16 protein-coding genes are annotated in these 21,451 nt (G+C 41.8%); 8 read left to right on the top strand and 8 right to left on the bottom strand.

The window, feature by feature from the left end; translation table 11 throughout:
* The first annotated feature begins 126 nt into the window (after window positions 1-126).
* Window positions 127-1,020, top strand: a complete 894-nt coding sequence (locus tag AAEY68_RS07045) for a DUF4097 family beta strand repeat-containing protein (protein WP_024592647.1) — start codon at window positions 127-129, stop codon at window positions 1,018-1,020.
* A gap of 435 nt (window positions 1,021-1,455) precedes the next feature.
* A complete protein-coding gene (locus AAEY68_RS07050; RefSeq protein ID WP_024592648.1) occupies window positions 1,456-3,345 on the top strand; it encodes a monovalent cation:proton antiporter-2 (CPA2) family protein in 1,890 nt (629 codons plus the stop codon).
* A gap of 175 nt (window positions 3,346-3,520) precedes the next feature.
* Here the strand turns inward: AAEY68_RS07050 and AAEY68_RS07055 are convergent, their stop codons facing one another.
* The 8 genes from AAEY68_RS07055 to AAEY68_RS07090 form a co-directional block, all read right to left on the bottom strand.
* A complete protein-coding gene (locus AAEY68_RS07055; protein ID WP_024592649.1) occupies window positions 3,521-4,081 on the bottom strand; it encodes a hypothetical protein in 561 nt (186 codons plus the stop codon).
* A 238-nt stretch (window positions 4,082-4,319) separates the two neighbouring features.
* Complete coding sequence (locus AAEY68_RS07060; protein ID WP_024592650.1) at window positions 4,320-5,033, bottom strand: hypothetical protein; 714 nt, start codon at window positions 5,031-5,033, stop codon at window positions 4,320-4,322.
* A 139-nt stretch (window positions 5,034-5,172) separates the two neighbouring features.
* Entirely contained in the window at window positions 5,173-6,963 is a 1,791-nt protein-coding gene (locus AAEY68_RS07065) for an alkaline phosphatase (RefSeq protein ID WP_024592651.1), read from the bottom strand.
* 11 nt (window positions 6,964-6,974) lie between these two features.
* Window positions 6,975-8,564: an alkaline phosphatase gene (locus tag AAEY68_RS07070; protein ID WP_024592652.1), complete on the bottom strand. Its 1,590-nt coding sequence runs from the start codon at window positions 8,562-8,564 to the stop codon at window positions 6,975-6,977.
* A 209-nt stretch (window positions 8,565-8,773) separates the two neighbouring features.
* The gene (locus AAEY68_RS07075; protein WP_101217640.1) at window positions 8,774-11,209 is read right to left on the bottom strand and encodes a TonB-dependent receptor; all 2,436 of its coding nucleotides are present in this window, start codon (window positions 11,207-11,209) and stop codon (window positions 8,774-8,776) included.
* 214 nt (window positions 11,210-11,423) lie between these two features.
* Window positions 11,424-13,163: a solute:sodium symporter family transporter gene (locus tag AAEY68_RS07080; protein WP_024592653.1), complete on the bottom strand. Its 1,740-nt coding sequence runs from the start codon at window positions 13,161-13,163 to the stop codon at window positions 11,424-11,426.
* A 102-nt stretch (window positions 13,164-13,265) separates the two neighbouring features.
* A complete protein-coding gene (locus tag AAEY68_RS07085; protein WP_350585723.1) occupies window positions 13,266-15,326 on the bottom strand; it encodes a glycoside hydrolase family 31 protein in 2,061 nt (686 codons plus the stop codon).
* Between the two features lie 107 nt (window positions 15,327-15,433).
* Window positions 15,434-16,201, bottom strand: a complete 768-nt coding sequence (locus AAEY68_RS07090; RefSeq protein WP_350585724.1) for a sulfite exporter TauE/SafE family protein — start codon at window positions 16,199-16,201, stop codon at window positions 15,434-15,436.
* A gap of 180 nt (window positions 16,202-16,381) precedes the next feature.
* Between AAEY68_RS07090 and AAEY68_RS07095 the strand changes: the two genes are divergently transcribed.
* From AAEY68_RS07095 to AAEY68_RS07120, 6 genes are all read left to right on the top strand, one after another.
* Window positions 16,382-17,131, top strand: a complete 750-nt coding sequence (locus AAEY68_RS07095) for a GntR family transcriptional regulator (RefSeq protein WP_024589596.1) — start codon at window positions 16,382-16,384, stop codon at window positions 17,129-17,131.
* Window positions 17,132-17,346: 215 nt separating this feature from the next.
* Window positions 17,347-18,309 (top strand): aldo/keto reductase, encoded by a 963-nt coding sequence (locus AAEY68_RS07100; RefSeq protein WP_350585725.1) that lies wholly within the window; start codon window positions 17,347-17,349, stop codon window positions 18,307-18,309.
* A 9-nt stretch (window positions 18,310-18,318) separates the two neighbouring features.
* On the top strand, window positions 18,319-19,314 hold the full coding sequence (locus AAEY68_RS07105) for a TauD/TfdA family dioxygenase (RefSeq protein WP_165722659.1): 996 nt from the start codon (window positions 18,319-18,321) through the stop codon (window positions 19,312-19,314).
* Window positions 19,314-20,318 (top strand): YeiH family protein, encoded by a 1,005-nt coding sequence (locus AAEY68_RS07110; RefSeq protein WP_350585726.1) that lies wholly within the window; start codon window positions 19,314-19,316, stop codon window positions 20,316-20,318. The genes AAEY68_RS07105 and AAEY68_RS07110 overlap by 1 nt, the downstream gene beginning before the upstream one ends.
* Before the next feature lie 425 nt (window positions 20,319-20,743).
* The gene (locus AAEY68_RS07115; protein ID WP_006792548.1) at window positions 20,744-20,953 is read left to right on the top strand and encodes a cold-shock protein; all 210 of its coding nucleotides are present in this window, start codon (window positions 20,744-20,746) and stop codon (window positions 20,951-20,953) included.
* Between the two features lie 186 nt (window positions 20,954-21,139).
* Entirely contained in the window at window positions 21,140-21,349 is a 210-nt protein-coding gene (locus AAEY68_RS07120) for a cold-shock protein (RefSeq protein WP_010554515.1), read from the top strand.
* Window positions 21,350-21,451: the final 102 nt, after the last annotated feature.

Here is a 21,451-nt window from a genome sequence, read left to right on the forward strand (position 1 = left end):
CTTATTAGTATTTCAACTCTCATAAAAAACCACCACCCTATATAAAACAACAGCTTACATTTCGGCCTCGTTTTTGCTCTATTATTCTTATATAAAAAGTACAAACAAAAATACAAAGGACTAAACATGAGCTCATCAACACAATTAAGCATTGCAAAACCACTTTCACTTATTGGCGGCATTTTATTATTAAGTGGCTGTGTATTTCATATATCGCCAAGCGTGGCATCAGTAAAACAAACTCAACAACTATCACTGCCAAGCAATAATCTTGAGTATTTAAATGTGTTAAGCGGCGCAGGTAGCCTTGAAATAAAAGGCTCAAAAACGGCCACCAGCATTAGTGTTGATGCCACTATTTACACAGCCGACATTGAAGACGAGTACGAGCTAACGCTCGAAAAAAACGGAAAACAGGCAAAGCTTGTTGCCCAAAATAAAAGCCGTAATGGTATTAGCTTTTACAGTGGCCAATCTCCAAGTATTAATTTAGTGGTTACTGTGCCAAGTAGTCTAAATTTAGATATTGATGATGGCTCTGGCGACATTGTTATAAGTGCTATGCAAAGCAATATTGACGTGAAAGACGGCTCGGGGAGCTTAACTATAAGCGGTGCAAAAAACCTAACTATTGACGATGGCTCAGGTGGAGTAACCCTTGAAAACATCGCAGGTAATTTAGAATTAACCGACGGCTCTGGCAGTATTCATATAAACAACGTAAGCGGCAATGCAACTATTGACGATGGTTCTGGCGAAATGCACGTGAGCAACATAAACGGTTCGCTAAACGTTGAAGATGGATCGGGTGATTTAGTGATAAGCCATATAAGCGGTACTGTTAATGTTGATGATAACTCTGGCGACCTGCTTATTGAGCATATTGGTTCAAGCGTAACAATTGAAGACGGTTCGGGTGATATTCGCGTTAATCATGCAAAGGGGCTGACTATTACTGAGTCGGGCTCGGGCGATGTAAGTATCGATAATATTAGCGGTTCAGTAAAAGTAGCTGACTAGGGCGTGTTGATCTTTGTGGATAGAAATTTGTTCAATCTAGGGGCGATTAAATCGCGGCGCGAGGTTTGTAACCTAGTGGGCTCGATAACTGCTCCTGCGTTATTCTACTGGCTTACATCCATGTAAGAATAAGTAAAAACCGAGCAACAAAGAGTTAATCGTCCCTAGAAAGAACCCAATGGGCAGCGCATGTTTGGTATTTATGCTGCGTTATCGCCTATTCATGGGGAATAACCACACTACATAGGCTCCGCCTTGCCTAAAAACCAAACATACTGCTGCAAATTCACTCACCAATGATCAACACGCCCTAACAGTATGAGCTAAAAATAACGTATTTTCAGCCACATGAATTATTGTATTTTATAAGAACCTAAGTCATTCTATTTATGCTCAAATACCTTGAGCATAAATAGAATGACTTAGGATAAACGCGTGTTAGAAATTGCTTTAATTTACTTAGCAGCAGCCATTGTAGCTGTCCCTATTGCAAAACGAGTCGGACTTGGCTCTGTGTTAGGTTATTTAATTGCCGGCATACTCATTGGCCCTTATGCGCTGGGTGTTGTGGGCGATCAAACCGATGTAATGCACTTCGCTGAGTTTGGCGTAGTAATGATGCTGTTTTTAGTGGGTCTTGAACTACAACCTTCGCGTTTATGGACATTACGCCACTCTATTTTAGGGCTTGGCGGCTTACAGGTTGTGTTATCGGCAGCGGCTATATTTGCATTTTGTTATTGGTTTTTTGCCATGCATTGGCAAACCGCACTCGCCATTGGTTTAATGCTGGCGCTCTCCTCTACCGCTATTGTGCTGCAAAGCCTTGAAGAAAAAGGCTGGCTAAAGCAAGAAGCCGGACAAAACGCTTTTTCGGTATTGCTGTTTCAAGACATCGCAATTATCCCTATTTTAGCCCTATTGCCACTGCTTGCATTTGCCCCGCAAACTAGCACAAAAGAAATCAGCGATTCGATTATTGCAAGCTGGCCTGTATGGCAACAAGTATGTGTTTCGGTTGCGGTTATTGCCGCTATTATTGCCGGCGGTAAATATGTATCGGCCCCGTTATTTAGATACATTGCCCAAACACACATGCGTGAAATATTTACTATTTTTGCACTGTTTTTAGTGGTCGCTATCGCGCTGGTTATGCAAAGTATTGGTTTATCGCCTGCGCTGGGGACTTTTTTAGCGGGCGTTGTACTTGCCGAGAGTGAATTTAGACACGAATTAGAAGCCGATATAGAACCCTTTAAAGGCTTACTGTTAGGATTATTTTTTATAACTGTTGGCGCATCAATTAACTTTGAACTGCTATTTAACGAGTTTAGTACCGTTATAGGCTTAGTGGTTTTACTCATTGTAGTTAAAGCCTGCATTTTATTTGCCCTTGCCGTTACCTTTAAAATTAACAGTAAACAGCAGTTATTATTTGCCTTAGCGCTTGCCCAAGGGGGTGAGTTTGCCTTTGTACTTTTAAGCGTAACCACCACCTTAAGTATTTTAACGCCCGAGCAAACCAGCCTTGTTACCTTAGTTGTGGCGGTATCAATGCTAATAGCGCCGTTATTACTTATGGTTTATGAGCAAATACAAAAACGCAGCAGCAGTGCTCTGCCTGAGTTTGATAAGCCAGAGCAAATTAGCACCGCTAAGCACGTAATTATTGCGGGCTACGGACGTTTTGGCCAAATTATGGGGCGTTTACTGCACGCGCAAGGCTACGAAATTACCGTACTTGATCACAGCCCTAGCCAAATAGAATTACTACGCCGTTTTGGTAACACCGTATTTTATGGCGATGCCGCACGCCAAGAACTCCTTGAAGCCGCAGGCGCGCACACCGCGCAAATGCTGGTAATTGCAATTGATAACCCCGATAAAACTATTGAGATAATTAAGCTCGCACATAAAAACTACCCGCAGTTAAAAGTTGTTGCTCGCGCAATCGACCGCCGCCATGCGTATCAGTTACTTAATTTAAAAGTAGATGCGTTTAACCGCGAAACAGTCGACTCGGCTATTAACCTTGCCGTAGAAGCACTCGAGTTACTAGGTAACACTAAGCAAGATGCAGAGCGTGCTGGTAAACTGTTTAGAGACCACGACCGCGCTGCAGTACTGCAACTTGCTGCATTATGGGGAGACGACGCCAGCTACGGCGTAGCAGTTCGCCAACGTATGGAAGATTTAAAACAAGTTCTGCAACAAGATAAACAAGCACAAAGCGATTTAAATACCTGCGATAGCGGTGACTGCGAAGACGGCTTAACAGAAGTAGCGAGTAAACCTAAAAAGCCTGATGATGCTCATCTTGAGTAGATTTAGGCGGTTGATTTTTGCATTTAGTGGCAAGCAGTAGCGCTTCAAGAAGAGTAAAAAATAGTTTGTCAAAGTTTAGCTACGTGAAAACATAACTAACTATTTTTCCATTGAAAACACTTCTCAACCGCCGATCACGTACACTTTATCAGGATATGAAAGAATATATATTTTTTTAAATCCCAGTGTTTGCAGAATACTTCGGTAACTTAGCTGCTTTTTCTAATATTTTTGATTCGATTGTTTTTTGGTCAAGTTCTGATACCCAACCAACTTTATCTGAAACATAAGTCCAATGACTATAATTAACACATGAAACCGGCAGTTTCGTAACAAATACCACCGAACCTCTATCCGGTTCTAACCTCACCTGTTCGAAATCCTTCAACTCTTTTGTAGCAGTAACTAAGCAATTAATAAACCGTTTACTACTTTCAATATTCCCAAGAAAATTAACTTTTATTGGTATGCTCGAAATTTCATAATATTTTTTACATATTAATTTTATTCTTTGAATATTTCTAGACTCTGTAGCTCGCTTAGGTGAACCTTTCCTCATTTCATCTGAATAGATTTCTCTTACCTCTAAACCAAAATCTACTCCATTACTACCAATCAATAAATCAGGCCAACAAGCCTCATTTGGAGCATCATCGATTTGCCATTTTTGCCTTAGCAATTCAGATAGCTTTGAAGCATAAGCTTTTTCTATATTTTTCTTAGAGTCTGTTGTCATAAAATACCACGGTAGCTAACAGCTTTATCAAACGAAACTTCACCAAAATGTCCCTATTGTGTGAATTTCTATTAATATCAAATAGTGTAAATTATTACCAGCTATAAATATTATGCGGCTGATCGCGTGTAGTATTACTTGGGTGGGAATGGCTTAAATTAATCTACTTTTTGAATACCAGCTTGTAGCTCATAGCCGCCTGTCATTCTTTCAGCTATGAGCTACAACATTAAAAGACCTAGTGGTGATGTCCGCCTTGAATAGCCTCGCCCTGCTGGTTGTAAAAACCTGTTGCGCTGTGCTCAATAAAACCAAGGTTTATCATTTTAGCTAAAAATGGGTCGCCTTCGTTATCGCCAATGTCGGCGTAATCGGTAGTTTGAAAACGATCCCACTGTGCAAATTGAGCGGTAATTAATGGCTCATCAGTGTTTACATTATTAAGGCTAAGTAAGGTAGTAGTTTGGCTTTTTTTATTACTAATACTAAATGTTTTAACTAATTTTGAATGCGTATAAAAGGCAAGGTTAAAGTCGTTGCCATTTTCGCTCAATGTATAGTTTTTTACTTCATCGCAGCCTTTGCCTTGTGTGCTTACTAGGGTCATTTTTTCGATTAGGTGGTTATCCACCAGCTGACTTTTAGCACTCCAACTTTGTACGCCGCGTACCTCAGATGGTTGATATTCAATGCCGCGTTGCTGGGCATTAAAGTAACGTATTGGTCGTATTTGATTATTAGCTAAATGCTGCCAAAGCTCGGTTATTACTTCACTTTGATGCGCTACTTGCTGATTGTTTCGCCAAAGGGTAAGTGACTCGCTACTTTGCTGCGCTTTATGGCTGTTGGTAATTTTATAATCCGCTTTTAAATGCTTGGCATCAATATCACATTGCGAGGCAAAGCTACTTGTACTTACAAGCGTGGCAATTATTAATAACGCTTTTTTCATTTAGCTATCTCTTATTTATATTTCAAGTTTATGGCAATAACATAACGATTATAAATGTCAGTTTAATGACAAAAACCCCGCAAAGTAGGCGGGGTTTTTTATTTAGATATATTTAACTAAATTTATAACTAGCGAGTATTTATTGCGCTAGTTTTTCGTCTGCTGTTTTTACAAAGTCAGCGGCAAAGTCCATTACATGGAATAAAAAGCTTTGCTCGTTTGTGCCTGTTACTAAGTGTGCACCTGGTCCCATTGCATAAACGCCTACGTCTTCACCGGCATGTGTTTCTGAGCCCATTGGTACCAGTGCTTCTTGATGAAAACCAGGTGTTGTTGTATCAACATCTGTTAAATCAACACGCCCTGTAACTGGTGCAAACGCGTAACCTGCATCGGCATCGGTCTCGCTGCCTAGGTTTCTAAAACCACCACCATTGGTGTAACCAACCGTTGTATAAGGCATATCGTCGGCGGCTAAGCTTGGCTCAGTAGCGCCCACTGCAACCACTTTACCTAAAATTGGGTTACCGCGTTTAGGGTAACCGGCAATGGTAAATACATGGCTGTGATCGGCAGTTACAACTATTAATGTTTCTTCTGGGTTGGTGTTTTCCATCGCCACTTTAACGGCTTTAGCAAGCTCAATAGTGTCGTTTAACGCGTTATAAGCATTACCCGCATGATGCGCGTGGTCAATTCGACCCGACTCAACCGTTAAGAAAAAACCTTGCTCGTTGTTATCAAGTACGTTTATTGCTTTTTCGGTCATTTGTGAAAGCGAAGGTTCGCCTGCAACATCGTTTGCGCGGTCAGCTTCGTACTGCATGTGGGATTCGTTAAATAAGCCAAACACTTTAGTGGCGTCGTCACTTATTGCATCAAAACCGGTTTGATCCATTACGTACGTGCCATTTGGATATTGCGTTTTCCACTCTGCGGTTAAGTCGCGGTTATCTGTTCGATCCCCTTCAACAGCACTTACTGCATCGGCTGAATTAAACGCGGCATCTTTTGGTAAAAAGTGACGACGACCGCCGCCCATTACTACGTCAATACCGTCTACATCAACACCACTAAAGCGTGCTTCTAGGTTGGCTTCAAAGTTGACCAATTGCGATGCAATATCTTCACATGTTGCGGCACTTTCTGGCATATCGGAGATATCTTCCCAGTTACGCTCTGCCGATTTAGCATAGGTTGCAGCTGGTGTTGCGTGAGTAATACGCGCTGTAGAAATAATCCCTGTTGCTTTGCCTGCAATTTCAGCAAGCTCTAACGAGGTAACAAGTTCGTGCCCTTTGCCTGATGCACAATTACCACGTTCAACCGCTTCATCAATACCAATAACGCCCGCGTCGGTTTTAACACCCGATGCCATAGCAGTCATAGTGCCTGCCGAATCTGGCGTTTGCGCATCTACGTTGTATGTTTTTACAAAGCCCGAAAAAGGCATAGTTTCAAAGCTTAACTGGTGTTCTTCACCCATTTCACCTTCTAACTGACCCGCTAAAATACGTGCTGCGGTTATGGTAGAAATACCCATACCATCGCCCACAAATAAAATTACGTTTTTAGCCTTGCCGGATTCAGTAACAATGTTGCTACTGGCTGTTTGTGCAGCACCCAATTTTGTTTGTGCTTCACTAAACCACGTATTACTAGTGAGCGAGGCTAACTGCTCGCTTGTTAACGACGTTGCAGGTGCATTACACACTAAATTAGTTGAGTTAACTTCGTCGCTATCTAGCACGTCGTTATTATTGGTATCTGCGCCTACTTGCGTCTCTACACCGCCATTAATACACTGCTCAGAGCCCACTGCAATAGCGTTATCTACTGCGATAATATTATTTTCATTTTTGTTATCGTCACTCGAGCAACCTGCTAGCGCGACCATTACTGCCAAAGAAAGTACCGTTAATTTGTTCATGTTAGCCGCCATTATTGCTGAGTTAGTTCAAGAGCTTGATTAATTAAATGAAATACAACGTTTTGTTCAATTACGCCCTGTGCTAGCTGAGCACCAGGACCTTTTGCATGCAAAGATATGTCTTCACCTGCGTGTGTTTCTGAACCCATTGGTACAGTTGCTTCTTGGTGAAAACCTGGGGTTGTTGTATCTACGCCATTTAGCTCAACACGCCCTGCTACAGCAGCACTTGTGTAACTTGCATCAGCGTTGGTCTCACTGCCTAAATTTCTAAAACCTAAACCATTTGCGTAACCTACCGTGGTGTACGGCATATCGTCGGCGGCTAGGCTTGGTGTTGTTGCACCTACTGCAACTACTTGACCTAAAATTGGATTACCACGCTTAGGGTAGCCTGCAATAGTAAATACATGGCTGTGATCGGCGGTTACTAAAATAAGGGTTTCTTCTGGATTGGTGTTATCTACCGCTGCTTGCACGGCTTTAGCAAACTCAATGGTGTCGTTAAGCGCGTTGTATGCATTGCCCGCGTGGTGCGCGTGGTCAATTCGACCCGACTCAACCGTTAAGAAAAATCCATTATCGTTTTTACCAAGCACTTCAATTGCTTTAGTGGTCATATCGGTAAGCGAAGGCTCGCCCGCTACATCGTTTGCGCGGTCAGCTTCGTACTGCATGTGGGATTCGTTAAATAAACCAAATACCTTAGTGGCGTCGTCTGCTATTGCATCAAAGCCTGTTTGATCCATTACGTACGTAGCATCTGGGTATTGTGTTTGCCACTCAGTCACTAAGTTGCGCTCGTCAGTACGGTCGCCTTCTATAGCGCTTACTGCATCTGCTGAGTTAGCTGTTTCGTCTTTTGGTAAAAAGTGACGACGACCGCCACCCATCACAAAATCAAGACCGTCTACGTCGGTCCCTACAAATCGTGCTTCTAGGTTTTTTTCAAAGTTAACCAGTTGCGATGCAATGTCTTCACAGCCACCTGTTACTGCATCTTCTGGCATATCTGATACGTCTTCCCAGTTACGGTCAGCCGATTTAGCATACGTGGCAGCAGGGGTTGCATGAGTAATACGTGCTGTAGAAATAATACCGGTAGATAGCCCTTTAATTTCAGCCAATTCGGTCGCGGTAAGAAGCTCGTTACCTGCCACTGTTGAACACACGCCGCGTTCAATATCTTCGTCTACACCAATAACGCCCACATCGGTTTTTACACCCGAAATAATAGCCGTCATCGTGCCGGCTGAGTCGGGAGTTTGCGCATCTACGTTATACGTTTTAACTTGTGCAGAGTATGGGAACTCTTCAAAACTTAAATAACCTTCTTCGCCAGATTGGTTATTACGCTGCCCTTGTAAAATGCGCGCGGCGGTAAGTGTAGAAATACCCATGCCATCGCCCACAAATAAAATGACGTTTTTAGCTTTAGTGGCTTGTGTAGCCTGCGCTTGTGCTGTTTTTGTTGTTAGTTTAGTTTGCGCAGCGCTATACCAGCTGCTGTCTTTTTGGCTTTGCGGTAGTACATCAGCATGGCTCACTGCGCTAAATGCAAATGTTAGCGCGATTGCCGCAGCGACTTTTTTAATTTTCATCCGTAATTCCCATTGTTTAGTGGTTATTTTTTGAAATGTGTAAACACAAAAAAGATCAACCGCTGCACTATAGAAAACAGATGTGACTGATAAAGGTAATTTTGATGAAAGTAAAATGACTAAACTATTACAAAAATAAGTCACAAAAAAAGCGCAACGTGTTAAACGTTGCGCTTTTAAGGGAAATTATTGAGGGAGTTATTTAAATATTAAAAACGTGCTTTAAACGATACCCCAAAGTAGCGCTCTGCATCGCGCGGTATTTGGTAACGGAAGTTATCGCCACTGTAGGTAGTTACGTAGCTTTCGTCGGTTAAATTTTTAGCAATAAGCGATACTCTAAACGCGTCATCTTTAAACGACAAACCCACACTTGCGTTTAAAATACCGTAATCTGGTAATAAAGCAGCTGGATTAAATTCGCCTACGTTGTCTGGTAGGTCTGAGTATTGCTCATCGGTGTAAATGTATGAGCTGTTTATGTGTACGTTAAAACCATGGTCGGTTTCAATAAAGTAATCAGCCGTTAGTGAGTATTTAAGATCTGGCGAAAATGGTACATCTAAACCTGAGCGGTCAGTACACGAGCCCGCGGCTACCTCTGCCGGACAATTAAACTCGTCAATTTCAGCTTTAATGTAAGCAACACCACCGGTAAGCGTTAGCGACTCTGTTGCAGCCCACATAAAGTCAACTTCAACACCTTGTGTACTTACGTCGCCCGCATTGGTTAAGCGCGTAATACAAGTGCCGTCTGAACAGTCAAAGTTGTTAGCTTGAAAGCCTTCAATTTCGGTTCTGAAAAGAGCCATGTTAAATACAAATTCGCGGCTTGCGTATTTGTAGCCTATTTCATAAGCGTCTGACTCTTCAGGTGCTATTTCGCGGCTGTCGTTATCTGGATTAAAGTTATAATAAATATTAAACCCAGGGCCTTTGTAACCTTGCGAGTAAGTACCGTATACCATTTGACCATCGCCTAAATCGTATTGCATACCTAGACGACCCGATACGTTGGTTTCTTCGGCTTTGCCTTCATCATCTGTATTAAGTGTTGCTGGGCGCACGCCTACACCGGTGCGGCCATATACATCATTACTTACACGGCGATGCGTGTAAGACACTTCATCGTCGGTGTAACGAATACCAAATAAAACGCGTAAATCTTCAGATAAATCGTAGGTACCATCGGCAAAGGCCGCCCAGTTATTAAATTCTGTGCTCATAAAAGCAGTGGCCGATACAATATCGTTTGCGTTACAGCTAACGCCTAGGCCTTGTGTGTAACCTTCTAAATCAGCAAGTGCTGTATCAAGCTCAGCGCCCGATAAGTTATTTTGCGCGTAAAAAGCCATTGCGCTATCAAGCTGGCCACCATTATTTTGACAACTTGCATCGCGGGTAAAGTTACGTTGTGAGTCCATGTTCCAGTAAAATAAGCCGGCAACATAGTTAAATGGCCCAGCTAGGTTTGATGTAACTCTAAACTCTTGTGAAAACTGATCCCATTGCTGTGCACCAATATCATGTAACTGAAACGGCGCGCCAAATACCGGCTCACTGCTGTCGCCAGCAATAGAGGTAAAGTCGCCTTCGCGGTATTCTGTGTTATCCCATGAACGCTGTGCTGTAATTGAAGTATACGTATAATCGCCAATTGTTTTATCAACTTGCACCGAAAATGCGCTATGTTCGTCAATTGTGCGCGACTCGTAGTCATGGTCAACTTTGCGCTGGTCGAGGTCAATATCGGCTACACCATCCACAATGCCGTTACTGTTTGGCGCTGCTTTTGAATCAGGATTACGACCACTTGGCAGGGCTTCTAAGTCGGCACAACAGTCGTCATCTGCGTTATAAAACTCAGCTATAAACTTTACGCTTAAGTCGTCCTCTGGCTCGTATTTAAATACAGCACGTGCACCTTCGCGGTCATAACCGTTTACTTTTTCGTTGTTATAAACGTTATCAATGTAACCGTCAAACTTGCCTTTAAATACCGTTAAGCTAGCGGCTAAATCGTCGGTTAAACCGCCGCTTATAACACCTTTAAAACGGTATTCGTTATCTTGATAGAACGAGGTCTCTACGCTGCCGGTTGTGTCGTACGACGGATCTTTAGTGGTAATATTTACCACACCTGCTGAGGCGTTTTTGCCAAATAACGTACCTTGTGGCCCGCGTAATACTTCAATGCGGTCTACGTCGTATAAATCGGCAAATGCTTGACCCGAGCGGCCAAGTACCACGCCATCAACAACAGTTGCCACACTTGGTTCGGCAGCAATACTAAATGAAATAGTACCAATACCGCGCACTGTTAGCGCTGAGTTACGTGTTGTGGTGCCTTTTCTAAAGCTAACCGAAGGAACAAGTGACTGTAAGCCTTCCATGTTATTAGCAAAAGCTGAATTAATTTGATCGCTATTAAGTACCGATACCGCAACAGGTACTTCGTTTAAACTTTGCGTTCTTTTTTGTGAAGTAACGACTATTTTTTCAAATGTATCGTTTTTAGCTGTTTCTGTTTTTTGTTGTTCTTGTTCGGTTTGCTCTTGCTGTGCATGTACCTGCGCGCTAAGCGCTAAACCGGTTGTCATTGCTAACGTGACTGCCAAGCTTAAGACGGACTTTTTAGCTCTCATGTCATTCTCCATATTGTGCGTGTGCTGTGTGGTACCGCGCTAGCAATTGTGTGAGTTGCTAAAAAGCGGTGTCAGTGTGTGTGATACTTTCCTTAAAGCTCTTATATCTTATATCTTATATAAGAGCTTTAAATTTAAACAAACTATCTTACTAATGCAAACATTATGTGAATTAAATGTGATTTGAGTTTGGTGTATAGAATATGGCCGCACGTTATGCGGCGTTTTTAGCCCCAATACGCGCTAAGCTATTTTCGTAACGAACCTGCCAACGACGTACACTCCACCAGCTAAGCACTAAAACAGTAGACCAAACAGCAACTAAACTTGGTACAAAGTACACACTGGTTCCACCCACTAATCCGAGCGGCGAAAACAATATATACAAGCTAACAATCAAGCCTACTAATACAATTGCGCAAGGTAATGCGTATTTCCAAGGATTAAGGTCTACCTCGGCTTTGCGTGTAAATTGCCATGGTGTTTTAAGTGGTTTGTAGTAACCAATACCCAGCATTATTGCTAATTCAATTAAGAACAAAATGGCGTAAATATGAATAAAGTTAATGTCTACATCCCATACAAATTTAAGCAAGGTGTAGGCAATAATATGGAATATAATCGCGACTTTAGCGCCCAGTGCAGGCACTTTTCGAGTAAACAAACCAACCAATACAATTGTGATGACCGGAATGTTGTAAAAACCTGTAAACACACGAATAATGTGCCATAAACCTTCAGGCGCAAACATCAATAATGGCGCAGTTATAAACGACAATATGGCAATAACAATACTGGTAATTTTGGCTACTTTTATAAGTTGGCTGTCTGTTACTTTATTTTTTTTCATTGGCTTATAAACGTCTAAGCAAAATAAGGTCGCCGCGCTATTGAGCAATGAATTAAATGAGCTAAATACAGCACCTAGCAATACGGCCAAAAAGAAGCCAGATAAATACTGTGGAAGTACTTCTTTTACCAAATGTGGGTAAGCTAAATCGATAGTTGGCAGGCTTTCGTGTTTATAAAGATGGTAAGCAATAACGCCTGGGATCATCATCATAAACGGTACTAGCACTTTAAAGTACCCTGAAAACAATACCCCTTTTTGACCTTCAACTAAGTTTTTAGCGCCCAATGTACGCTGGATCACATACTGATTAGTGCCCCAATAAAACAAATTAGCTAAGATCATCCCTGTAAAAATAGTGCCAAATGGCACGGGATCATCGCTACTACCAATAGCATTGAGCTTTTCTGTGTCGGTGTTTACTAGGGTGCTTAACCCTTCTGAAAAACTACCATCACCCAATGCAATTAAGCCCAGTGTTGGCACTAAAATACCAATAATTAATAACCCAACACCGTTAATGGTATCTGATACCGCAACCGCCTTTAAACCTCCAAATACAGCATAAATAGCCCCAACTGAACCCACTGTAATAATGGTCACAATTAGGCTTGCTTGGTAGCTCATATTTAATAAGGTGGGTACATCAAAAAGTCTAAGTACGGCAATTGATCCTGAGTACAAAACAGAAGGGATCGTTATAAAACAATACCCTACCATAAATAAGATCACCGTCATGCGTCGTACGGTATCGTCAAAACGATCCCGTAAAAATTCAGGTAAGGTAGAAAACGCGCCCGCTAAATAACGAGGCAAAAAGATCAACGCCATAATAATGGTTGAGATCCCTGCGGTTACTTCCCACGCCATTGAGCTTAGGTTGTAACCATAAGCTGAGCCATTAAGACCAATTAGTTGCTCGGCCGATAAGTTAGTGAGGATCATCGACCCTGCTATAAATGTACCTGTTAACCCACGACCCGCTAAAAAGTAGCCATCTTGGGTGTTAACTTCCCCTTTGGTTTTTTGGTACGAGATATATCCCACCAGCGCCATAAACGCCAAGCACGATAGCAGTGTCATGGTAATGTTCATACCTTCCATCTTGCGCCCCTTTTAGCTTACTTTACTCGGTAAAAAGTAAGCTAATATCTTTATTATTGTGTGTTGTATGAGTGTTGTGTGTGTTTTTTATTAAGCCGAGTTTTATTTAGGCCATGCTGTTAATTGGCTCATGTCTTGTTCTGTGTGTTGAACCTCTGGGCCAAGCATTAGGCTGTCGCCTTCGCGTACAAATACTGCCATTTCTTCAAGTGCGAGTGTGTGCTCGTAGTACTTACTCCCTTCGTAAACTTGTTTATCGGGGAAGCGAATCCAATTGCCTTGCGGTAAATAAAACTTAACTTTACCATTTGGTACTACACACGGTACAACCAGTAATTTTTCACCGCACATAAATTGCTGATCAAAACTATGTGCCAGTACATCATCAGGAAATGCCAATACCATGGCACGCTGAATCGGCAAGCCTGTTTGCTGCGCTTGCTCTGCACATGTTTGTAAGTACGGAATTAACTGGTAGCGTAATTTAAGTGCTGCAAATACCGCATCACTTGCTTGCTCGGTGTAAGACCACGGTTCGCGAGGACCAATACCGTGTAAGCGCATATGTGCGCTAAATACCGACGCTTGTGCCCAGCGCACGTAAAGTTCTGCGTCGCGGGTGTCTTTGTAAAAACCACCAATGTCGGTTGCAAAAAATGGCCCACCCGACATACCCCACGCTAAACTGCCACGAATGCTTGCCGCTAAACCCTGCCAATCGGCTTGCGGATCGCCGCCCCACTGTGCAGGAAAGCGTTGGCTGCCCGTCCATGCTGAACGGCTAAACAAAAATGGCCCAGTTTTACAGTATTTTTCGGCGGCCTCAAAAACGCAGCGGTTGTACAACATGCTGTAAACGTTGTGCAGCCTAATACCGCTATCACCACTGTGAGATATCATATTGTCGTCTTCTAGCTGCTCGCCAAAATCCGCTTTTATCATATCTACGCCAAGCTCAAACAAAGGCTTATGCGATTCGAGCCAATATTCGTAAGCATCAGGGTGCGTAAAATCTAAAATACCCGATTCTGGCAGCGGCGTAAGTACTTCGCCAAATGGGCTTAAATCCCACTCGTATTGATACGCTTTACCTGTGCGTTTGTCTTTTATTAGCCAACCGTTTTCGGCCGCTTTAGCAAATAATGGGTTATTTACCGAGATCATCGGGTATTCCCACACACAAATTTTAAAATCCATCGCTTTTAATTCATCAAGCACAGGTTTTGGGTCGGCGTAGCGTGTTGGGTCCCATTCAAATGCAAAGCGGGTGTCGGTGTCTTGCCATGCACGGCCATCAAGAGTAATTACGTCGCACGGCATATTTTTAGCGCGCACTTCGCGGGCAACACTAAGTAATTCGTCAGCATCTTTGTAATACGCTTTTGATAAAATAACACCAAAGCTCCACTGCGGTGGCACCGGTGCAAAACCTGTTAGCTCGCAGTAACGGTTGATGCTTTGGGCAGGTGTTTGTTCTTGATATAAAAATACATCTAGCGCGTCGTCTTCAACTAAACATACATATGCACGTTGCGACCAAAGTGCATAACCTACGCCATGAGTTACCGGTGCGGGTGTATGTACAAATAAATTCCAGCCTTCTGGGCTCCATGCATACGGGGTATTTTTATAAGATTTTTCGGCGTTAACACCTAGCGCATCGTGGTTGTATGAACGAATAAGTTGGCCGCGTTTATCAAGCTTGCCCCATTTTTCGCCAAGACCATACACGGCTTCGTCGTAGTTAAGCTCTAAACTTAATATCCAGCCGTCATCTGTTTTAGCTAGTGGCGGTAAACGGTGCTGGCGTACAAAGTGACCATCAGTTGCTGATTGCTGTACTAGCTCATCGTTTTTATAAAGTTTGAAATGAAAAGGGTCGCTGTAAAATTCTAGGCGGTATTCGCCACCACTTACGCTGTAATCATTATTGTTTTTGCTAAGTGTTAGGGGGTATTCTGATGGGGTTGTGGTTAATATTTTAAATTGCTCGTCATGCGTGGTGCCTGCATTTAAACGTAAGCCAAACTGGCTAATCGTTACGCTAATATCACCAAACTGAGTGGGCAAAACCAGCACATTACCTTGTAACTTTGGCTGTGCGGTTAAGCGTGCTGGCTCTATTGCGTTCCAGTCTGGCTCACGTAATTCAAATGCATTCATGGGAGTTCCTTAACCAATTATTAGTCTTGTATAAGACACAAGTTAAATAATTGTAATCCCCATGTCAACGTAAATAAACTCAAGATGAATTATTTACATCGCGATTTTTAAAATATCCCCGGCGCCGATGTTGCCACCAGCGATATACCACTTAGGCCAAGCAATGCAATTGCTATAATACGTACCCATTTAGCGTCAACGTAGGGCGTTAATTTACGAGCAAAATGCGTAACTAGCAACACTAAAGGAATAGCCGCTGCAATTAAAAACATAATGTCGAGCCCAGGCAAAGTACCAAATAAAGCGATACCTACACGTACTAGTCCACCGATAGTAAATACCGCTAATAACGTACTGCGAATAGCTTCAATGGACCAACTTTGCTTATAACATTGAAACACAAGCGGCGGCCCTGAGGTTGAAAACAACCCTCCAAGTAACCCACTCACCCCACCGGCGATTAAGAACGAACGAGGACGACTTTGTTTATTGGCACGATCGCGGCCAATCAGCATTAAAGCGCAGCACAATAGAATGCTTACGCCTAAAATAAAGTTTAAATAGTGCGTTAAATGCGACGACATAAACTCAAGCAGTACAAAACCTACCAGCATTAACGGAATACCGGTATACAACATAAGTTTTAGCTCGGGTACTTTTACCGAGCTGCGGTTTTTAACCACCACGGTTGTAGAGTTAACCAAACCCAGCAAACTCACCAAAAATGTAGTTGCCGTAAGTGGCAATACATCAAGTAACGTAAAGCTTGCAACCACCAGCAACCCAAAGCCAAACCCGCTAAGAGTTTGCATTACAGTGGCAAGGCTTAGGCACAGCGCCATAAGCAAAATGAGTTCAAAAGAAATACTGAGCACTTTTAATTTCCTAAGGGTGAGCTATTGTAGTGTAACGATTTGTTTTTAGGCATAATGTATATTTTGCGCCTATTAAACATTACAGCAGTAGTTCAAGTTTAATTGAGCTAGCGCAAATATGCGTAAAAGGTTTCACCTATGCTATAACTACAGGTGGATTAAATTTAATGGTAAATAATAATGAGTAACTCTATGTTTGATCACAAATTAAGTGGCCCAAGCTTGGCTTTTCAACCACTTTACTTACAAGTGGCTGATTATATTAAACAGCTCATTGTTGAAAGACGTTGGGTACCTGGCGAAGCATTACCAAGCGAATTTCGCCTTGCTGAAGAATTTAACGTAAGCCAAGGTACAGTTCGTAAAGCACTAAACTTATTAACCGACAATAAAATAGTAACTCGTCGCCAAGGCGTTGGTACGTTTGTATCGCAACATACTGCGCAAGATGCCTTATTTAGGTTTTTTCCGTTACAAGCAGACGGTAAAGGTGCCGATTTGCCAAAGGCTGAACTGCTATCGGTTGAGCTTTGTGCAGCGCCAGTTGAAGTAATAGAAGCGTTACAACTCAATAAAAAAGACAAAGTTACCAAGCTTGTTCGTAGGCGTATTCTTGATAACGAATTTTGCATGAGCGAAACTATATACCTACCACAAAGCTACTTTCCTGATATACATCAAAGTAGTGATATTCCGCATACATTGTACCATTACTATCAGACCAAATTTAACCAAACTGTACACAAAACCCAAGACAGTATTAAAGCCGTACTTGCTACAATGGATGATGCCAAAATGCTTGCTATAAAAGCTGGCGATCCACTGCTGTTGGTATCACGCATTACCGAATCAATCGAAGGTAAACGTATTGAATACCGCCAAAGTAAATGCCGTAGCGATCATTACCACTATCAAATTGAACTTGATTAATTAAAAGCGTGTTTAGTGCTAAAAACCCACTTTAGCGCATAATAATTAAATATTTTTTAAAGGCAGCAAACGCTGCCTTTTTGCTGCCTGTAGGTTTTTTAACTGAACCATTTACTGCTTTGCTGTTAACACAGTATTGACACTGTTTGATTCGTATAATAACTTATGTCTTATACAAGACCTAAGTCATTATGCATTTTTAACAGGAATTCCCAATGAGTTCATTAAATAATATCCCTCCAGTAGGGTTCGGTTTATGGAAAGTCGCGCAAGAAGATTGTGCACAAACGGTATACCAAGCCATTAAGGCAGGTTACCGCCATCTTGATTGCGCATCAGACTACGGTAACGAAGAACAAGTAGGCGATGGCATCGCCCAAGCAATAAACGATGGCTTATGTACCCGTGAAGAATTATGGGTAACATCAAAACTGTGGAATACCTTTCATGCACCAGAGCATGTTGGCCTCGCGATTGATAAAACACTGAGTGATTTAAAGCTAGATTACCTAGACTTATACCTAATTCATTTTCCGATTGCGCAAACATTTGTGCCAATAGAAACCCGCTATCCACCAGAGTGGTTTGTTGACCCTACAGCGCAAAACCCACAAATGGAGCTTGCAAAAGTACCACTGTATTTAACGTGGCAAGCAATGGAAGAACAAGTACACAACAACAAAGCAAAACGCATTGGGATATGTAATTACTCAAGCGCACTGCTTCACGACTTAATGACCTACGCAAATATCAAACCCGCTATGTTGCAAATTGAGTCGCACCCTTATTTAACGCAAGAGCGATTAGTAAGACTCGCAAAGCAGTACGATATTCCGGTTACTGCGTTTTCACCACTGGGTGCGCTTTCATACCTTGAGCTAGAAATGGCTGATAAAACTGAATCAGTTCTTGAGCAAAGCGTTGTTAAAGCGGCCGCACACAATCATGGCAAAACGCCAGCACAAGTAGTTCTTCGCTGGGGCGTGCAACGCGGCACTGCCATTATTCCTAAAACCTCAAAACTTGAACGCATGAAAGAAAATCTCACACTGTTTGATTTTGAAATAACAGAGCAAGAAATGGCGCAAATTTCTGCGCTTAACAGTAATCGCCGATTCAACGACCCTGGGCACTTTTGTGAAGCTGCCTTTAACCGCTTTCACCCAATTTACGATTAGGAACATACAATGTCAGCTACCGAAATTAACTACGCCTCAGTGCCAACTCAATTAACATTCGATGATTCGGTTTTTCCGTGCATTGTTGTTAATAACAATAACGCCAGCACCGTTGAAGAAGCGGTAGCTTTCATTCGCGCAAATAAAAGTGAATTGGCTACAAAACTTCGCAGCTCAGGTGCTGTGTTGTTTCGTGGCTTTCCTGTAAATAGCGCCGAAACATTTGATACTTTTTCAGCCGGGTTTGATTATGACAATTTTACTTATAAAGAGTCACTGTCTAACGCGGTACGTATTAATTTTACCGAACGTGTATTTACAGCTAACGAAGCGCCAAAAGATGTAGAAATATACTTACATCACGAAATGGCGCAAACGCCTATTTCGCCAAGTAAATTATTCTTCTTTTGTAAATCGGCCGCAGAAGAAGGCGGTGCAACACCTCTTTGCCGATCAGATAAATTATTTAGTGCATTAAAAGAATACGACAGCAAGCTTGCCCATGACTTTGAACACAAAGGCCTAAAATATACCACCTATATGCCAGCCGCTGACGACGCAACATCAGGCCAAGGCCGAAGCTGGAAAAGTACGCTAAGTGTAGAAACCAAAGACGAAGCACATAATAAATTAACCGAACTTGGTTACGAGTGGGAATGGCTTGAAGACGGCTCACTAAAAGCCGTTACACCAGTACTACCTGCTGTAGTAACTCTTGAAAACAACGTACAGGTTTTTTATAACCAACTGATTGCCGCTTACATGGGCTGGAAAGGTGTACGCGATAATCCATCAATTGCCATTACCTTTGGTGATGGTAGTGCGATTCCTAAAGTTGGACTTGATAAAATTGTGGAGCTTTCTAAAGTATTTACCTTTGATCTTGCATGGCAAGACGGTGACGTTGCTTTAGTTGATAACGAAATGGCTATGCATGGTCGTCGCCCTTTTACAGGTGAACGTAAGCGCCAAGTATTAGTAGCACTTACCGCAGCTAAAGCGTAATGCAGCGCTTAAGTAGTAAATTAAGCTGTAAAATATCACCTTTATGGCAAGGTGCCAGCATTGCTGCAATGACTGGCCTTGCCGCCTTATTTTTAAGCGAACATTATGGTGCGCCAGCCATGTTGTTTGCTTTGTTACTGGGTATGGCAGTCTCATTTTTGTATCAAAGCGATAGCCCTTGCGCCAAAGGTATCGATTTTACTGGCACCACGATTTTGCGTGTAGGTATAGTACTGCTAGGCACACGCATTGCGCTGGGAGATTTAGTAACACTGGGTTGGCAAACAGCACTTATGTTAGCGGGCGCCATATTTACCACTATTATTTTAGGTGTAGTGCTAGCGCGCGCATTTGGCTTACAAAAACGCTTTGGTGCACTAACAGGTGGCTCGGTTGCTATTTGTGGAGCGTCTGCTGCGCTGGCTATCTCGTCTATTATGCCAAACAGCGAACATAAAGAGCGCGACACCTTATTAACCGTTATTGGCGTAACAGCTATGTCGACCCTTGCTATGATCCTCTACCCTATTGTGGTTAATTATCTTGAGTTTGACGCCCATAATGCAGGCGTATTCTTAGGTGGCACAATACATGATGTAGCCCAGGTAGTGGGTGCAGGTTATTCGGTATCACCAGAGACAGGCGATATAGCAACTCTAACTAAACTTGTACGTGTTGCCATGCTACTACCTGTTGTACTTATTATGATGGTCGTTATTAATCGCTCAAACAAAGAAAAACACGGAGAATTACCTAAAGTACCTGGCTTTTTAATTGGCTTTGTAATACTCATGATAATAAATAGCTGCTTTTCACTTCCTACAATAGTACTTGAAACCGCTAACGAACTTTCGCAGTTCTTTTTAATTGCGGCTATTTCAGCTATAGGAATGAAAACTAATTTAGGAAAGCTTACCGAAGTAAGTATGAAACCCATTATTTTAATTGTGGCTGAAACACTTTGGATTGCATTATTAATACTTGGATTTGTAATTTGGAGCTAATGAATCAAGTTATTTAAGGTATATATCAAAAAAATCAGTAGGTAATTAGGTCATGTTTTAACCACTTAAAACTTGCATTTTGCCTACTCTAGAACCGCGTACTAATACAAACATAAAGCATTGATTAAATTAAAATTAACTTAAATTCAGACGCAAAAAAGATCACCTAAATCATGACTGGTTAGTTAAAAAACAAACAAACTAATAAAGCACTTACTCTAAAATAAATTTACAATAGGGCTTGGTATATAGCTCAATTTACTGTTATCCTGCTTGGCATCGGGTTGACAGAAAACCCTATTTATTTGTAAGTACCACGTTGTTTTAGTAATAATCCTTCGCGTTATCCTCAGTTAAATGTATGTTTTCTTCCTGTTAAATTGCCTAATTTAAGGCGCACTTTTATTAATTCTTAGGATACTATTATGTCTAATACTACAACTGGTACAGTTAAATTTTTCAACGAAGCAAAAGGTTTTGGTTTCATCGAGCAAGAATCTGGTCCTGATGTTTTCGCACATTTCAGCGCAATCTCTGGCGACGGTTTCAAAACTCTAGCTGAAGGCCAACGTGTACAGTTTACTGTTACTCAAGGTCAAAAAGGTCCACAAGCTGAAAACATCGTTAGCATCTAATTGCTTTCGTTAAAATGGGTTAGCAATAACCCATTTTGAATACTAGTTTGAAAGAAGTTTTGTTTTATTTGTTAGTACCCCGTTGTTTTAGTAATAATCCTACGCGATATCCTCAAGTTAACTATTTTTTCCGGCTCAATCGCCTCTTTTCAGGCACACTTATATTAATTTTTTAGGATACATATTATGTCTACTACAACTACTGGTTCAGTAAAATGGTTTAACGAAGCAAAAGGTTTTGGTTTTATCGAGCAAGAATCTGGCGCAGACGTGTTCGCACATTTTAGCGCTATCTCTGGCGACGGTTTTAAAACTTTAGCTGAAGGCCAACGTGTACAGTTTACTGTTACTCAAGGTCAAAAAGGCCCACAAGCCGAGAACATTGTTAGCATCTAATTGCTACACAATTTAATGGGTTAGTAATAACCCATTTTGAATACTAGTTTGAAAGAAGTTTTGTTTTATTTGTTAGTACCCCGTTGTTTTAGTAATAATCCT

The organism is Pseudoalteromonas sp. RB2-MNA-CIBAN-0110 (assembly GCF_040309305.1).
In the GTDB taxonomy this organism is placed as follows: Bacteria; Pseudomonadota; Gammaproteobacteria; order Enterobacterales; family Alteromonadaceae; genus Pseudoalteromonas; species Pseudoalteromonas arctica.

Excerpts from the sequence above, each read along its gene's own strand:
- AAEY68_RS07045 (WP_024592647.1), top strand. The coding sequence starts at position 127 with ATGAGCTCATCAACACAATTAAGCATTGCAAAACCACTTTCACTTATT.
- AAEY68_RS07055 (WP_024592649.1), bottom strand. The coding sequence starts at position 4,081 with ATGACAACAGACTCTAAGAAAAATATAGAAAAAGCTTATGCTTCAAAG.
- AAEY68_RS07060 (WP_024592650.1), bottom strand. The coding sequence starts at position 5,033 with ATGAAAAAAGCGTTATTAATAATTGCCACGCTTGTAAGTACAAGTAGC.
- AAEY68_RS07065 (WP_024592651.1), bottom strand. The coding sequence starts at position 6,963 with ATGAACAAATTAACGGTACTTTCTTTGGCAGTAATGGTCGCGCTAGCA.
- AAEY68_RS07070 (WP_024592652.1), bottom strand. The coding sequence starts at position 8,564 with ATGAAAATTAAAAAAGTCGCTGCGGCAATCGCGCTAACATTTGCATTT.
- AAEY68_RS07075 (WP_101217640.1), bottom strand. The coding sequence starts at position 11,209 with ATGAGAGCTAAAAAGTCCGTCTTAAGCTTGGCAGTCACGTTAGCAATG.
- AAEY68_RS07080 (WP_024592653.1), bottom strand. The coding sequence starts at position 13,163 with ATGGAAGGTATGAACATTACCATGACACTGCTATCGTGCTTGGCGTTT.
- AAEY68_RS07085 (WP_350585723.1), bottom strand. The coding sequence starts at position 15,326 with ATGAATGCATTTGAATTACGTGAGCCAGACTGGAACGCAATAGAGCCA.
- AAEY68_RS07095 (WP_024589596.1), top strand. The coding sequence starts at position 16,382 with ATGAGTAACTCTATGTTTGATCACAAATTAAGTGGCCCAAGCTTGGCT.
- AAEY68_RS07100 (WP_350585725.1), top strand. The coding sequence starts at position 17,347 with ATGAGTTCATTAAATAATATCCCTCCAGTAGGGTTCGGTTTATGGAAA.
- AAEY68_RS07105 (WP_165722659.1), top strand. The coding sequence starts at position 18,319 with ATGTCAGCTACCGAAATTAACTACGCCTCAGTGCCAACTCAATTAACA.
- AAEY68_RS07110 (WP_350585726.1), top strand. The coding sequence starts at position 19,314 with ATGCAGCGCTTAAGTAGTAAATTAAGCTGTAAAATATCACCTTTATGG.
- AAEY68_RS07115 (WP_006792548.1), top strand. The coding sequence starts at position 20,744 with ATGTCTAATACTACAACTGGTACAGTTAAATTTTTCAACGAAGCAAAA.
- AAEY68_RS07120 (WP_010554515.1), top strand. The coding sequence starts at position 21,140 with ATGTCTACTACAACTACTGGTTCAGTAAAATGGTTTAACGAAGCAAAA.